Raw genomic sequence first — 14,727 nt, forward strand, 5'->3', positions numbered from 1 at the left:
TAAGTTGGACATTCCGCGATGCTAGGGCGGTGGGCGCACCGCGCACCTCGGCCGGATGAGCGGAATCGTTCTCATCACTTCGGCGGGGACTGCATGCCGGACGGGCGTCTTCGGGCGTACCAGGACCTGCGGAGAGCGGGCCTGTCCGGTGTGCAGACCCGAGACCTTGTCCCCGCCGAGCGGCCAGCCTGACCCCGTCCGCCGACGAGGCCCTCATCATTTCGGAGGAGCCGCTCATGACCTCCGGTGCACAAGTCACTCCAAGTCGTCAGTGATGTATTTCGCACCAAACCGTGCGGAGCCTATTCAGTCCCGGTGTCCCCGGAGAAGTCCATAATCGCCACTCACACGATCGCCATTCGGCCGGCATGCGCCCTCCAAGCTCACACTTCTTTCCATCCGTCGCCGAGGTGAAGGCCGGCGTCTTCGTGGTCCATGGTCCAGCAGGACCTCAATGTCCGGCCCAAGCACTTCGGCCAGTGGTGGAGCCCTCGCGAAGCACGGCGTAGAACGGAAGATCTGGCTCTCCCAGGCCGGCCACGTCCGCCCTTCGTTTCTCGCCGCGCCGAATGGGTCGACACCCTGCACCGCTGGTTCGACCACGGACTCCTCGTCTATGACCACGGCATCGACGACGAGCCCATGGCCGACATCGAACGGCATCCCGACGAATGGGTGACGGCGAGCGTGTGGCCGCACCGAGGAGACCTGGACCGGCGCCCAGGCCAAGGGGGATGCCCGCACCGCGACCGGGGCATCCGGCACAGGCCCGTTAGCGTGGCTGCACGAACCTGAAGGCCGCCGCCGATGCCCGCGCCTGAACGGTGGGCGCATGTGGGGGCGCGGCCGCTGTCTGCCAGGACCGCGCCCCCTGCGCTCAGGACCTCATCGAGTCAGGCCGCGTTCACACGGTTCACCGGTGCGCCCCGGTGCCCAGCAGGTCAGGCAGCGGGTTGAGGAGATTGCCGCTCGGCGACTGCCTCTGGGGGGAGGGGGCCGTGGGCCAGATCGCGGGGCAGCGGGCGCCCTTACGCGGAGTCTTCAGGGTGAGGAGGTAGGTGTCGGTCGCCTTGCGCATGCACGGGCTCTGCCAGTAGGTGCCGTGACCGGCGCCGTCGTAGGTGAGGAGCACGGCCTCCCGGCCGATCTGACGGGCGGCGTTGGAGGCCCAGGAGTACGGGGTGGCCGGGTCGTAGCGGCTGTTGGTGAGCAGGATCTTCGGGGTGCCGTCGACATCGAGCCGGTGCGGCGGGTTGGTCACCTCGGTCGGCCAGTTCTGGCAGCCGGTCAGCTCGGCCCAGGCCATGGAGCTGGACCGGGTGACGGGCGCGATACGGGCGAGTTCGCGTTCGTAGCGGGCGAGGGTGCGGTACGAGGAGACGTCGAACTCGTAGTCCTGGCACGTCACCAGGTCGACCACGAACGGGCCCTGCTCGCCGCGCGCCCGGAGGGACCGTGCCGGTGCGGGGTCGGTGGAGTCCAGGTCGGCGAGATCCTGGGCGAGCTCGAACCAGTAGCCCGGGCCGGCCACCTTGTGCAGGACGAGATCCTGGACGTCCTGCGGGGTGAGGGTCTCGGGCGGGTCGCCCGGCAGTTCGCCCGGCCGGACGATCTCTCCGGCGGCAGCGCGCTTGTACAGCGAGCCGAACACAGCGCGGGCGTCAACGCCGTGGAGCGCGCAGGACGGCGTACGGGCGCACCAGTCGGCGAACTGTCCGTACGACTCCTCCATCGCGACGGCCGAGGTCTTCTGGTACGCCCAGTTGTCCAGGCTGTGGTCGATGTTGGAGTCGAGGACCATCGCGCGGACGCGGTGCGGGTGGAGTTCGGCGTACTGCTGGCCGATGCCGGTGCCGTAGGAAATGCCGTAGTAGCTGATCCGCTTCTCGCCCAGGCCGGCGCGGATCGCATCCATGTCACGGGCGACGCTCTCGGTGTCCATGTTGTCGGCCAGCGGCCCGTTGGCGGCACGGCAGTTCTCGCCGAGTGCCTGGTTTGCCTTGCGGAGGGCGACGAAGGAGGTGGCGCTGTCCGGGTGGAGCAGCCTGCTCCGGGCGTCCACCAGATCCCCGTCACACGTCACGGGGTTGCTGCGGCTGACGCCGCGCGGGTCGAAGCCGACGATGTCGAAGCGTGCCAGTACTTCGGGCGAGAAGTATTGGGGAGCATTGAGCGTGAAGTCCACGCCGGGCACACCCGGACCACCCGGGTTGACCAGCAGCGAGCCGATCCGGCGCTTGGGGTCGGTGGCCCGGTGGCGGGCCAGGGCCAGGTCGATGGTGGTGCCGTGCGGTTGCTTCCAGCTGACGGGCACCTTGATCGTGGCGCACCCGAAAGTGCCCTGCCCGGAATCGCTTTCACAGGGTTTCCAGGCTATGCGCCCGGGTTGGGGGGCCTTCTGCGGGGCAGTGGCCCCGGACTCGGGAGCGGCCACGGCCGTCCCGGCGAGCAGCTGACCGATCAGCCCGGCGACCAGGGCTGCGACAGCCAGTCTTCTGCGTCCTTTGGAGGGCGGGGGGAGTGGGGGGTGGTTGATCGCCACAGATGTTCCTCCATGCATCAGGAGTTCACGGACCGGCCACAGCGTCGGTCGAACCCACCTGTGGGGCAAGGAATGTGACGACCAGTCACACAGAATCGGCCATTCCACGCTCCGGGGAACCGCGCCGGCGCTCATTCGCTGAGCTCAGCCGGGCCGTCTCTACCGTTCGGCACAGACGCACAGGCCTTTCGGCAGAGGGACACCCCGCCTCCGTCACCCCATGCTGCTTCGGACCCATGCGATCACACGCGATGACGTCGATCGCTCCCTGCGTTCCTTACGGAAGGGTGCTCGGATGCGCTTCAAACGCCCGGCCCTCGGCTCATCTCCCCAGGGGCCGGCCCCGAACGGACAAGTGCGGAGAAGATACGGAGCCGTCGCCGCTGCGGCGACCGCGGTGGCCCTGACGGCGGGCATGAGCGGTCCGGCAGCCTACGCCGGGCCCAAGGACGCGACGGACACCATCGCCCAAAGCGCGGAGCGACACGATACGACCGCTCGGCCCGGCTCCACGCGCCGCGTCACGCTGCTGACCGGTGATCGTGTCGTCGTCGGTGCGGGCGGCCGCGTCGTCGGTGTGGAGATGGCCAAGGGGCGTGAGAAGATCCCTGTCGAGGTGTCCAGACACAACAGCCGCACTCTGGCCGTGCCTGCGGACGCGCACCCTCTGATCGCCGACGGCACGCTTGAGCAGCGCCTCTTCGACGTCGGTGCCTTGGACGAAGCAGCCCGCCACGGGAGCCGGAAGGGCGCGTTGGGCGTCATCGTCGGCTACCGGGGCGGCGCCTTTGCGATGAAGGCGCGAGTCCGCTCCGCGGACGCCGCCCAGCGGCCTCGTTCGCTGAAAGTCCTGAACGCGGACGCGGTCAGGGTCGAGCCGCAGGACGCCACCAAGCTGTGGAACACCCTCACCCACGTCCAACGCTCCGGCACCCGCACCGCCGCCACCGGCATCACCCGTGTCTGGCTGGACGGGATCCGCAAGGCGACCCTGGACAAGAGCGTTCCCCAGATCGGCGCGCCGCGGGCGTGGGCCGGTGGTCACGACGGCAAGGGCGTGAAGATCGCGGTGCTGGACACCGGCGTCGATGCCACACACCCCGACCTCACCACCCAGGTCATCGCCCAGAAGAACTTCTCCACCTCTGCTGACAGCAAGGACCGCGACGGGCACGGCACTCATGTCGCGTCCACCCTGGCCGGTACCGGTGCCAAGTCGGGCGGCGCGTTCAAAGGCGTCGCCCCGGGCGCGAAGATCCTCAGCGGCAAGGTCCTCGATGACACCGGCTACGGCGAGGACGCCGGCGTCCTCGCCGGGTTGGAGTGGGCTGTCGGGCAGGGCGCGCAGGTGGTGAATTTCAGCCTCGGCGGTACGGACAGCCCCGAGCTGGACGTCCTGGAGGCCGCGGTCAACCGGTTGTCGGCCGAGAAGGACATCCTGTTCGTCGCCGGGTCGGGCAACGACGGGCCGAGGTCCGGCACGGTGCTCTCACCCGGCAGCGCGGACGCCGCGCTCACCGTCGGCGCGGTCGACGGCGATGACAAACTGGCCGACTTCTCCAGCATCGGCCCGCGGATCGGTGACGGTGCCATCAAGCCCGACGTGACCGCGCCGGGTGTCGACATCACCGCCGCCGCGGCCAAGGGCAGTGATTACGCCACGGGTGCGGGCGAGAAGCCGCCGGGCTACGTGACCATTTCGGGTACGTCGATGGCGACCCCACACGTCGCGGGCGCGGCGGCCATCCTGAAGCAGGCCCACCCGGGCTGGACGTACGCGCAGCTGAAAGCCGCCCTCATCGGTTCCGCCAAGGACGGCGGGTACTCGGCGTTCCAGCAGGGCGCGGGCCGTATCCAGGTCGACAAGGCCGTCAAGCAGACCGTCATCGCGGAGACCCCCTCGGTGAGCTTCGGCACGCAGTCATGGCCACACGGCGACGACACGCCGGTCACCCGGCAGCTGACGTACCGCAACCTCGGCAAGACGGACGTCACCCTGAAGCTCGCGGCGAACGCCATCGACCCCGGGGGTCGTCCCGCTCCGGCCGGCTTCTTCACTCTGCCCCACACCAGCGTCACCGTTCCGGCGGGCGGCAAGGCCTCCGTCGACCTCACCGTCAACACCAGGCTGGGCGGCACCACGGACGGCGGATACTCCTTGTACGTGACCGCCACCGGCGACGGCCAGACGGTCCGCACGGCCGCCGGTGTGGACCGCGAAGTCGAGTCGTACGACGTGACGGTGAAGTACATCGGCCGGGACGGCGAACCCGCTCCCGCCACCCGCACGAGCAGCAAGCTGACCGGCGTGAGCGGTCCCCGGAAGGGGTACTCCGCCTCCTTGACGCCCGACGCGTCCGGTACGGCCAGGATCCGCCTGGCCAAGGGAAGTTACCTGCTCGACACCAAGATCAACGAGGGCCCAGTGGCCCCCGGCTCAGGCGGCGACTGGATCGTGCAGCCGAAGCTGGACATCACCGGGGAGACGACGGTCACGATCGACGCCCGCACCACCAGACCCATTGACGTGACGATCCAGGACGCCACGGCCAAGCAGGCGGGCGTGCTGTCGTACTACAAGATCGGAAGCGGTTACAACGAGGTCGAGGCGGGCGTCTTCGCCCAGTCGATGAAGAATCTGCGTACCGCACATCTGGGACCGCGGGCCTCCCGGGACTTCGTGCAGCAGTGGGTCGCACGGTGGGAGAAGGGAGCCGGCTCCGAGTACGTCACGGTGTCCGGCGGCCTGGTACGAAAGTTCGCCACCGGCTACACCAAGCACTTCACAGCCGGCCAGTTCGCCACCGTGAAGGTCGGTTTCGGGGCCGCGGCCCCGGGCAGGGCGGGTGTGGTCCTGGCATCCGGCTTCCTGCCCTCGACCAAGGTGGCCATGTTCGCGGCGCGACCGGAAAGCCGCGGCCTTCCGCTCAAGCGCACGCTCCACCTGTCGACGGCCGAGAAGGCCCGGTGGGTCCTCGGCGCCGACCAGTTCGAGAGCGCCGAAGGGGTGCTGCCGCAAATCGAGTACAAACACGCCGTCCCGCAGATCTACCGGCCCGGCAGGACCTACCAGGAGACGTTCGGTACCGGAGTCATCGCGCCCGGCCCGCTCGGCCAGAACAACGGCGTTCTGAGGGACGGCAACGTCATGAAGTTCGACCAGCGGATCTTCACCGACGGCCAGGGTCACCCGGGCCTGTCGGTGTACTCGTCGACCAGGACGACACTCCATCGCAACGGCACCAAGATCGCCCAGACCGAGGACCCGATGGAGGGATCAGTCGCGTACGAGGTCCCGGCCGCGGCTGCCCGGTACAGGCTGACCACGTCCTTCAGGCGCGACGCCAGGATCAGCGCGGTCTCGACCCGTATCGACGCGAGCTGGACCTTCCGTTCGAAGAAGACCAGCCAAGAGACGGCGATGCCCCTGTCGTCGGTGCGCTTCCGGCCAGCGCTCGCTCTCGACAGCACCGCTCCCGCCGGCCGGATCCAGACGGTACCGGTCACCATCGAAGGCGCCGCCGCGGGCAACCTCAAGTCGCTGTCCGTCCACGCCTCCTACGACGACGGCAGGACCTGGAAGAAGCTGAAGGTCAGCGACGGCAAGGTGTCCCTGAAGAACCCCGCGAAGGGCAAGGGAATCGCGCTCCGCGCCGCGATCACGGACAAGCAGGGCAACAAGTCGACGGTGTCGGTCCACAACGCCTACCGCGGCAGGTGACACCTCTCTCGACACCTCGCTGACACAGGCGGTCTGCCGGAGCCACACGGCTCCGGCAGACCGTTCATCCATGTGGTGCGGGCACTTCGGGCGCGGAATGAACGCGACGCGGCAGGCAACCGTCCTCCAAGGCATGCGGGAGAATCGGAAGGAGCCGTTCCCCAGAGCGCGGGCCGCCGAGCGGGTCGCACGGGAGGCCGGACTGCTCGGCATGGTCGCCGTGGTTGCCTGGGAGTCCGCCAACCGGATCGATTCCCTGTGGACGTCGGTGGACTTCGTGGCCGAACCGCGTTGGACATGGGTGTCCGTGGGCGGCGCGGTCTTCGTCACGCTCCTTCGGCTGTGGTCGCCGGCCCTCGCAGTGGTCGCCGCGGCCGCGCTGTTCGGCTGGTTGCCCGCGTCGTGCATTGCCGTGACGGTGACGGCCTACACGGTCTGCGGGCGGTTCCGATCGAAGCGGCGGCGGTTCGCCGTGCTGGGCGTGGCCGCCGTGACCGGTTACGGAGCCGCGCTGGCCTCCAGCGGCATGCCGGACTCCGTGGTGACGAGCCTTCACCTGGTCACAGCACTGGTCTGCCTGGGACTGCCCGCCGGAGTGCGGGCCCTGCTCGGGACGGCCGACCACGTGGTCCGCACCCTGCGGGAGCGGGCGCACTTCCTCGAGGAGAACTACCGCCTGGCACAGTCGGCGGCACGTCTTCAGGAACGGTCCCGCATAGCCCAGGAGATGCACGACCAGCTGGGCCACCGGCTGAGTCTCATCTCCCTCTACGCGGGAGCCATGGAGATGGCGGCGAGCGGCGGGGCGCCGGCTTCGGGCGGTGGAGAGGCTCAGCTGATCCGCGGCACCGCACAGACCGCCATGCGCGAACTACGGGCGACTCTCGGCATACTGCGCTCGGCGGAGCCCGACGGCACGGCCCTGCAGCCGGTCGAGGAGACCGGCCTGCGCTCCGACATCACGAGGCTGGTCGAGCAGTCCCGGTCCGCGGGCGTGGAAGTCGGCCTCACGTGGTCCGGGGCGGACCTGCACGACGTCGCGCTCCCGGTGCGGCGGGCCGTACACCGCGTAGTCCGTGAGGGGCTGACCAACGTACACCGCCACGCGCCCGGCTCGACCGTCTCGGTCATGGTCGAGCGAGTTCCCGGTCGTGTGCGCCTGGAAGTCCGCGACAGACGGGGCCACATGGCGGCGCCAGGCAGGAACTCGCCGGCCGCCGGTGCCGGTATGGGACTGGTCGGCGTGCAGGAGCGTGTGGCCCTGCTGGGAGGCAGCCTCGTCGCCGGCCGCGCGGAGGACGGGGGCTTCCGGCTGGCAGCGGAGCTGCCCCTGCGTGTGGGCGAGGAGACTCGCCCAGTCCTCCGACGGACCAGACTGAACGAAGCGGTCACCGCGGCCGGGGCTGGGGCGAACGTTTTGTCCGTCGGCACCACCGAACCGCTGGCACTCTTCGGCCGCTGGGCAGGCCAGGGAACATCCGCTGTGCTCGGCGTCGGCCTGGTGGCCGTCGCGGCACTGGTCGCCGTGGCACTCGACACCCTGCCCTGGCATTCGCCGGAGTACCGGAACATGGTGCAGAATCCGGGCATCGAGGCTGTGTCCATCGGCATGACGCGTGAGCAAGTGGCCGGCATCGTCGGGTCCGACGACCCTGTGGCGCGGTTGGCCGCACGATCCGTGGAATCGTCCCGACCGTCCGCCGGCCCGTGCCTGTACACGCAGGGATGGCCAAGTGAGCGGCACGCCCGTGTCTGGCGCTTCTGTTTCCGGCGGGATGTCCTGATCAGCGTCGACCAGCTCGGAGGTGGTGGTGACGGTGGCCCGTAGGATGCGACGCGTATGAGTGAGTACCCGATCGGACCGATCAGGGTCCTACTGGCCGACGACGACGCACTGCTGCGGATGGCTTTGCGCCTCGTTCTCGCACATGCGGATGACATCGAGGTGGCCGCGGAGGCCGTCGACGGTGCGGAGGCGGTCGACCTCGCCGTCCGCCACCACATCGACGTGGTGCTGATGGACATCCGTATGCCGGGCACGGACGGTCTCACCGCCACCGAGGCCCTGTCCGACCTGGCCCCAGCGGTTCGCGTCGTCATGCTGACCACCTTCGGCGAGGACGAGTACGTCACCCGGGCACTGGCCGCCGGGGCCGCGGGCTTCGTTCTCAAGGACACCGGCCCGCAGGAACTCATCCAGGCGGTGCGCGTGGCTGCGAGTGGTGAGGCGATCCTCTCCCCGCGTATCACCCGCGGCCTCATCGAACAGCACGTGGTCACGAACGCGCGGCGGGCCGCCGAGGCGCGGCGGCAGGTGGAGACGCTGACCGCACGCGAACGGGACGTGCTGGCTCTGGTCGGACGGGGTCTTTCCAACGCCGACGTCGGCAGAAGGCTCCACCTGGGCGAGGGCACCGTCAAGACGCACGTGCGGAGCATCCTGGCCAAGCTGGGCTGCGCCAACCGAGTCCAGGCGGCGATCCTCGCGCACGAGGCCGGCCTGCCACAGGAAGCATGAGCCGCCAGGACGGATCTTCAAGGGTGTGGGTTACGTGGGGTCGTGACGGCTGTCGTGGGCCGCGCTATGCCGTAAGGATGAGGTATCCCGATGGCGGAGGGCTGACCGGCAGTTCAGGGCGACTCGGATGTCGGCGAACCGCCGGCGGCGGGCGTTGGCTTCAAGGGGGCGGCAGGAGAGGCAGACCTGATGCCCCGTCGAAAAAGACGGAAGAAGAAGGCTGGCTCGAGCCGCTGCCCCCGAGCCGTTCGAGACCGGCCGCTGGTCCGACCCGCGGGTGGACCACTACGGGCAGGTCGGTGTCCGCGCACCAACCGCTACCCGGTTCCGGTGCGGCTGGTCGGACGGTTGGTGCGCGTCCTGCCGCACGCCCGCGAAGCGGTCGCCTACGACGGCAGGACCGAGGTCGCCCGGCACGAGCGCCTGGTCACCAAGGGGCGGGGGCCGGCGCGAACTCGACCACTGCCTGGAGGCCCTGCTGCGCAAACCGGGCGCTCTGCCCGGAGCCAGACGGAAGCTGCTCGGTCGTCGTGAGGAAAGGTACCGGGATCCCGTGTGCCGCGGAGCAGCCCCCGTCGGTGTGTTCCGGTCAGACCGTCTTGATCGTGCCGCCGTCGATGACGTAGTTGGCGCCGGTGATGTTTCCGGCGACGTCGGAGAGGAGGAACGCGATGAGGGCGGCCACCTCTTCGGCTTCGGACATGCGGCCGGTCGTGATGTTCTGCGCCCTCGCGATCTGCTGGACCATTTCGGCAAGGCTCATGCCGGCTGCGGCGGCCAGCTTGCCCACGGGGCCGTCGGGGTCCTCATAGACGGGGGTGCGGACCAGGCCGGGGGAAACGGTGTTCACGCGTACGCCTCGGGGGCCGAACTCCTCGGCCAGGGACTTGCCGAGCGTGGCGAGCGCCGCCTTGGCCGAGCTGTACGTGGCCGGGTGGCCGACAGGCATCCGGGCAGTGATGGACGAGATGTTGACGATCGCTCCCCTGCGCTCGATCAGGCTGGGCAGGGCGGCACGAGTGGTACGTACGGTGCTGAGCACGTTGATGTCGAACATGTGAGTCCACTCGGTGTCGTCAGCATCGAGGAAGCCGAGGGATGCCTTGTCTCCGCCTCCCACGTTGTTCACCAGCAGGTCGATGCCGCCCAGCTCGGCGAGAGCGCTGTCGATGAGGGCGGAGACTCCTTCCGCGGTGCTCAGGTCGGCCGACACCGCGTGCGCGCCGGTTTCCTTCAGCTCGGTCGTAATAGTGCGGGCGGCGCCCACGACTCGGACGCCTTCACCGATCAGGGTCCGGACCGTGGCGAGCCCGATGCCCCGGCTGGCACCGGTGACGACTGCGGTCTTGTTGGTGAGGTTGAGGTTCATAGCATTCAGCCGTTCTTCACTCTGGCCGCCTGCGGCCGGCTTCCTCAAGCCGGGTAGGCGGGTGCTCTTCGACGACGGGTCCACGGCGAGGTCGTTCGGGGACTCGTCGACGACGACCGTTCTCAGGTGCCTTGGCCAGGGGGCCGCCACAACCCGGCGAAAGCCCCCTTACCGGGCCGTTGTCAGGCGTCGACGGGGTGCCAGGACGCCTGGTCGCCCTCGATCTGGACGCGGCCGAAGGGCATGTCGGCGAAGTGGACGCCGAAGCCGATCGTGTCGGGCTGGGCCAGCTCGACAACGAGGCGGTGGCGCAGGCTGGTGGCCTGCGGGTGGTCGTGGTCGAGGACGTTCTCCCACAGCGGGTGGGCGATCTGGACGGACGAGTGGAAGGCGTCGCCGAAGGCAATGACCCGCTGTCCGCCGGCGTCGATGACGTAGGAGGTGTGGCCGGGGCTGTGGCCGGGGGTGAGCATGACGTGGACGCCGGGGAAGATCTCCTCGCCGTCGGCCACGGTGCGCACATACGGCGCCAGGGCCTTGATCATGTCGCCCATGCCCTTCGCTTCGGCGTGCTGGCGCTGGGTCCACTCGGGCTCTGCGACCAGGCAGGCGGCGCCTGCGAAGGCGGGCTTGTCGCTGCCTGGGGCGGGGTGCCAGGCCCACCCGAAGTGGTCGGCGTGCAGGTGAGTGAGGGCGACGGCCTCGATGTCCGCGGGCTTGCAGCCGAGCGTGGCGAGGCTGTCCAGCAGCGCGCCGCCGGTGACGACGCCGTACGGGTTCAGTGGCGGCCCCAGCGTCAGCGGGCCGACCCCGGCATCGATGAGCAGGGCCCGGCCGTCGCGCTCCACCAGCAGTCCCCCGACGCCGGCCATCACGCACCCGTCCTCGTCGAGGTACTCGGCGTTCTGTGCCCAGTCCTCGTCGCTGGTTTCCGGCAGCAGCATCCGGGCGTTCATCGTGGCATGGCCGTCGGGGACGTAGCTCAGCTTGGTGTCGCCGAGGAGATCCGTGACGGAGCCGGTCCCTCCGCACGGATTCCGCTGTCCACCGTGCCGCACCCCGATAGGCAGGCCATCAGACAGACGCCGAGCGAGGCGCCCAGCGCGGAACGACCAAGAGCCATGCGAGTCTCCCCACGCGGTCCGCCAAATCGATTCAAAGGATGCGCGCGGCCGTGTCGGGGTTCAGCGTGTGCGCCCGTGATGTCCATAACAGTGACCTGACGCAACCTTGCGCAGGATTCGTGCATCGCGGGTACGGGGAGACCGGAAAAGCGAAAACGGCGTCCCGCAGGGCAGGGCCTGCGGAACGCCGTTTCTGTGAGGCAAGTGGCTACGGCTGGCCGATGTACCGGAAGGTGGAGTAGTGGTCGATCGAGACCCACACGTCACCGGTTCCCAGCGCCCGCACGATACGGAAGTTGCCGGTGGCGATACCGGAGCGGGCCGGGTTGCTCGCGTACACAGAGCCGTAGTACTCCTGGAACGACCCCTGGTAGTTCTGCGCGTGGGAGCCGGCCAGCCCGCGGTGCAGGAAGTCCATCAGCCGCCCGCCGTGGTCCTGGTACTGGCCGCCCGACTCGACCCAGCCCTCGTGATGACGGCCGCGCTGGTCGTGGAAGTTCTCGACCTCGAAGGCGGCGCCGCGCGGGGCGACGTTCCTGAAGTTGGGCCAGCCGAGCTGCCGCCAGTAGTTCAGGGCGGCCTGAATGCCACGGGGAACCGCCTGCGGCTGCCTGTCACTGCCGCTGATGCCGGGTACCGCCGGGCAGACCTGGGCCGGGTTGATGTTACAGCTGAGGGATGACGCGGCATGCGCGGTCGTCGCCGTGCCGAGCCCGCCGGCCGTGACGCCCAGCAGTACAGCCGAAACCGCGAGCTTGTGGAGGCGGCGGCCCTTCTGGCGGGTGGGGGCGGGACGCTCGGCCTGCGCGGCGTCTGACATGTCAATGGAAGACAACGTCGAGTCTCCTTGATCTCGTCTCGGATCCCTGTCCTGGATCCCCTCCGGGCCGTGCTGCCCGGCTGGTCACAGAAGACCCGAGGAATGTGGCAGTGGCCCGGCGGCCGGATCACAGGCACCGATCGGGAACGACGCACAGCTGTTACACAAACGCGCGGTCCAGGCATCGCGCCCAGGCGGGCATCGCATGGATGCGTGCGCGAGTGTGGCCTGCGCGCCTGCTGGTTCGGCGTGGACCGCTCCACCATCACGGCCGCCGTCGGTGAGGTGCGGCCTTACCCGCGGAACTCGGTGCCCCCCTCGCCTCCAGGCCGAAGTGATGCGGCTCGTCATGGCGTGCCGCCGGACCGCCCACACCGGCGGACCCGTCCGCCGTGGTGCTCACGAGGGCGTTCATGCGGTGCTGACGGCGGGCCGACGATGACCGGATGCGGGTCGTCCAGGCCGGCGTTCCCTCCGCGCAGTACCAGGTGGCCGTCGGTGACCTGAGCCGGCGCGGGTGTGGTGCGGAGGGCCAGCCGGCTGGAATCGTCGAGAGCGGTCTCGTCCTCGAACGAGAACACGACCTTCTTGATGCCCGCACCGGGAGCGAGTTCGACGGGAGCAAGGCCTGCGCTTCACCGACCGGACGCACGCTCAGCAGGGCCAACGCCCAGCCGCCATCAGGAGTTTCGACCAGATCGGCGCGCCCGGTTTTCTGCACCGCGCCGGGCAGCCCGGAAAAAACGTATGACTGCGGGTAGTCGCTCTGGTAGAAACGGCGGTACACATACGGCGACTTGGCCGTGTCTGCGACTCACGAGGATGGAGGTCCCGGCTCCGGACGGCTTGTCCGGTGTCGGGCGTTACCGATCAGGTCGATGCTGATCAACAGGAAATGGCACCTTGATGCCTTCCTGTTTCCTCGTGGAATCTCATGGCTACGTACGGCCGTTCTCCAGCGGATCCCGCTGTGGGCTCCCTCATCGACCTGAACCATTCGCGGCTTGCGCGCACAGCCACGTCCGAAGATGAAGGATCACACAGATGAACACGCTGGATCCGGCCATTACTCTCGAAACCGTTGAGGATGTCAGTGCGATCGAGGGACTGGCCGAGGCGCTCTACGACTGGCTCGGTAACACCGAGCAGACCGTAGGGTGCACGCTCGAAGAGTTCCGTGAGGGCATGAGCGCCTCCGAACACGCCGTGACCGTGATCGCCTGGAAGGCGGGCGCTGTCGTGGGCTGGGCCGACGTCTTTGACCCTGCTGAGGAGGAAGGAACCACCGCCAAGCACGTCGTGATCCCGACCGAGAGCGTGCACCTCGATGTCTGCCGGAGTCTGTTGCAGGCCGCGCGCGTGCTCGCCGGCCCGGCGGGGCTGCAGTGGGACACCGACAACGGTCCGGCACAGCGGCAGCTGGCAGCCGAACTCGGCGCCGTATCGACGGAGCTGGGGGATCACGTCTGGCAGGCATCCGTCCGCGACCGGCCCGCCCTGGCCGAGCTGACCGGGTTGCCGGAGCCGATGTCCGTCCGGGCGCTCTCGGACCCGCCGACGGACGAGGAACTGGCCCAGTACGCCAGGCTCTACACCGCGGCCGGGGAACCGCGCTGCGCCGACGGGTGTACGGCCGTCTGGGACTCCGCCGCGATCGCCGACATGCTCGCAGAACGGGACCCCGACCAGCTCAGCTTCCTGCTGGAGGATTCCGCGGGGATCCGAGCGGAAGTCACGGTCGACGTGGACGTAGTCGGCGGCTCCGCCGGTATCTGGCCGGTCCACGGCCAGGTGGCGGCCGATGAACTGGCGGTACTGATAGCCACGGCGCTGGAGGAGGTGCGCGTGCGACACCCGCATGTTCAATCGGTGAGGACGTACGTCCCGGACACCGCGGAGGTGATCTCGGCAGGGCTGGCCGGCGCTGGTTTCACCGCCGTCGGCCGCGACGTCTGCTACCGCTTCGACTGAGCGGTGCTTCCGGGACATCGAGCCGACTGCATCAGGCAGTCGAGGCGCTCCTCGACGGGGCGGAACACACGGTGATCAGCGAGGGCGGGAATGACCGCTCGGACACCGCGTCTGCGTAAGTGTCACCAGATCGAACGGAAGGAGGGCGTCAGGATCCGTCCCAAAAGTGGATCTTGGCCGTGGGTGATCACGTCCTGTGGAACGTGGTGATCTGACGAGCGGCCAGCGGGCCCGGCTTGACCGTTTTACGGCAGGGCGTCAAGCCGGGCCGTCCGCCGCCGGCGTGGACGCGGCGGCACTCATCGACGGCATACGGTGGCGGCCCCGGACCGGTGCTTCCTGGCGTGATGCGCCGGAACGCCACGGCCCCTGGGACCGGTCTCCGACCTGTTCCGGCGCTGCCTGCGCGACGGCATCTGAAGCCAGGGGTCACCCAGCTCCCGTCCAGGCCGACGTGAGGTGCCTGATCACCTGGGATGTGGACGAGGACTCGATGAGCGATGACCCCAGGGAGCCACCACTCCCACGGAATCACCGCCCCTGTCCCCGGCCGACGGAAACGCCTCGACCACGCACGGCAGCACAACAGTTTCGCAACCTTCCGCTGTGCCGCGGTGGATCTTGCGGGTGCTTTGCAGGCGGCCAGGAGTTCGCCCCCACGT

The 14,727-nt window shown here is 69.1% G+C and carries 10 protein-coding genes and 1 pseudogene; 6 read left to right on the plus strand and 5 right to left on the minus strand.

All coding sequences use genetic code 11. From position 1 onward, the window contains the following. Positions 1-407: 407 nt before the first annotated feature. Positions 408-741: pseudogene (locus IM697_RS44835) on the plus strand (prolyl oligopeptidase family serine peptidase); the annotation flags it as partial. 172 nt (positions 742-913) lie between these two features. On the opposite strand, the gene IM697_RS22965 reads toward IM697_RS44835, so the two are convergent. Continuing rightward, positions 914-2,314, minus strand: a complete 1,401-nt coding sequence (locus IM697_RS22965) for an alpha/beta hydrolase (RefSeq protein ID WP_228044106.1) — start codon at positions 2,312-2,314, stop codon at positions 914-916. 643 nt (positions 2,315-2,957) lie between these two features. Between IM697_RS22965 and IM697_RS22970 the strand changes: the two genes are divergently transcribed. The 4 genes from IM697_RS22970 (at position 2,958) to IM697_RS45950 (ending at position 9,315) form a co-directional block, all read left to right on the plus strand. Next, positions 2,958-6,263, plus strand: a complete 3,306-nt coding sequence (locus IM697_RS22970) for a S8 family peptidase (RefSeq protein WP_228044107.1) — start codon at positions 2,958-2,960, stop codon at positions 6,261-6,263. A 133-nt stretch (positions 6,264-6,396) separates the two neighbouring features. Beyond that, the gene (locus IM697_RS22975; RefSeq protein WP_194037791.1) at positions 6,397-8,091 is read left to right on the plus strand and encodes a sensor histidine kinase; all 1,695 of its coding nucleotides are present in this window, start codon (positions 6,397-6,399) and stop codon (positions 8,089-8,091) included. Between the two features lie 12 nt (positions 8,092-8,103). Further along, on the plus strand, positions 8,104-8,781 hold the full coding sequence (locus tag IM697_RS22980) for a response regulator (protein WP_194037793.1): 678 nt from the start codon (positions 8,104-8,106) through the stop codon (positions 8,779-8,781). Between the two features lie 189 nt (positions 8,782-8,970). Beyond that, positions 8,971-9,315: a Mu transposase domain-containing protein gene (locus tag IM697_RS45950; RefSeq protein ID WP_407699545.1), complete on the plus strand. Its 345-nt coding sequence runs from the start codon at positions 8,971-8,973 to the stop codon at positions 9,313-9,315. Positions 9,316-9,370: 55 nt separating this feature from the next. On the opposite strand, the gene IM697_RS22985 is transcribed toward IM697_RS45950, so the two are convergent. The 4 genes from IM697_RS22985 to IM697_RS44840 all read right to left on the minus strand — a co-directional run bounded on the left by IM697_RS22985 (position 9,371) and on the right by IM697_RS44840 (position 12,675). After that, a complete protein-coding gene (locus tag IM697_RS22985) occupies positions 9,371-10,150 on the minus strand; it encodes an oxidoreductase (protein WP_194037795.1) in 780 nt (259 codons plus the stop codon). Positions 10,151-10,332: 182 nt separating this feature from the next. Further along, positions 10,333-11,208, minus strand: a complete 876-nt coding sequence (locus IM697_RS22990; RefSeq protein ID WP_228044108.1) for an MBL fold metallo-hydrolase — start codon at positions 11,206-11,208, stop codon at positions 10,333-10,335. Between the two features lie 274 nt (positions 11,209-11,482). Further along, on the minus strand, positions 11,483-12,109 hold the full coding sequence (locus tag IM697_RS22995) for a hypothetical protein (protein WP_194037797.1): 627 nt from the start codon (positions 12,107-12,109) through the stop codon (positions 11,483-11,485). 332 nt (positions 12,110-12,441) lie between these two features. Beyond that, a complete protein-coding gene (locus tag IM697_RS44840; protein WP_228044109.1) occupies positions 12,442-12,675 on the minus strand; it encodes a hypothetical protein in 234 nt (77 codons plus the stop codon). A 463-nt stretch (positions 12,676-13,138) separates the two neighbouring features. Between IM697_RS44840 and IM697_RS23000 the strand changes: the two genes are divergently transcribed. After that, positions 13,139-14,065, plus strand: coding sequence for a thioredoxin domain-containing protein (locus IM697_RS23000; protein WP_194037799.1), 927 nt, complete (start codon positions 13,139-13,141; stop codon positions 14,063-14,065). The last annotated feature ends 662 nt before the right edge of the window (positions 14,066-14,727 follow it).

Source organism: Streptomyces ferrugineus (assembly GCF_015160855.1).
In the GTDB taxonomy this organism is placed as follows: Bacteria; Actinomycetota; Actinomycetes; order Streptomycetales; family Streptomycetaceae; genus Streptomyces; species Streptomyces ferrugineus.

Coding starts and splice junctions, on each gene's coding strand:
- IM697_RS22970 (WP_228044107.1), top strand. CDS start 2,958: ATGAGCGGTCCGGCAGCCTACGCCGGGCCCAAGGACGCGACGGACACC.
- IM697_RS22975 (WP_194037791.1), top strand. CDS start 6,397: ATGCGGGAGAATCGGAAGGAGCCGTTCCCCAGAGCGCGGGCCGCCGAG.
- IM697_RS22980 (WP_194037793.1), top strand. CDS start 8,104: ATGAGTGAGTACCCGATCGGACCGATCAGGGTCCTACTGGCCGACGAC.
- IM697_RS45950 (WP_407699545.1), top strand. CDS start 8,971: ATGCCCCGTCGAAAAAGACGGAAGAAGAAGGCTGGCTCGAGCCGCTGC.
- IM697_RS22985 (WP_194037795.1), bottom strand. CDS start 10,150: ATGAACCTCAACCTCACCAACAAGACCGCAGTCGTCACCGGTGCCAGC.
- IM697_RS23000 (WP_194037799.1), top strand. CDS start 13,139: ATGAACACGCTGGATCCGGCCATTACTCTCGAAACCGTTGAGGATGTC.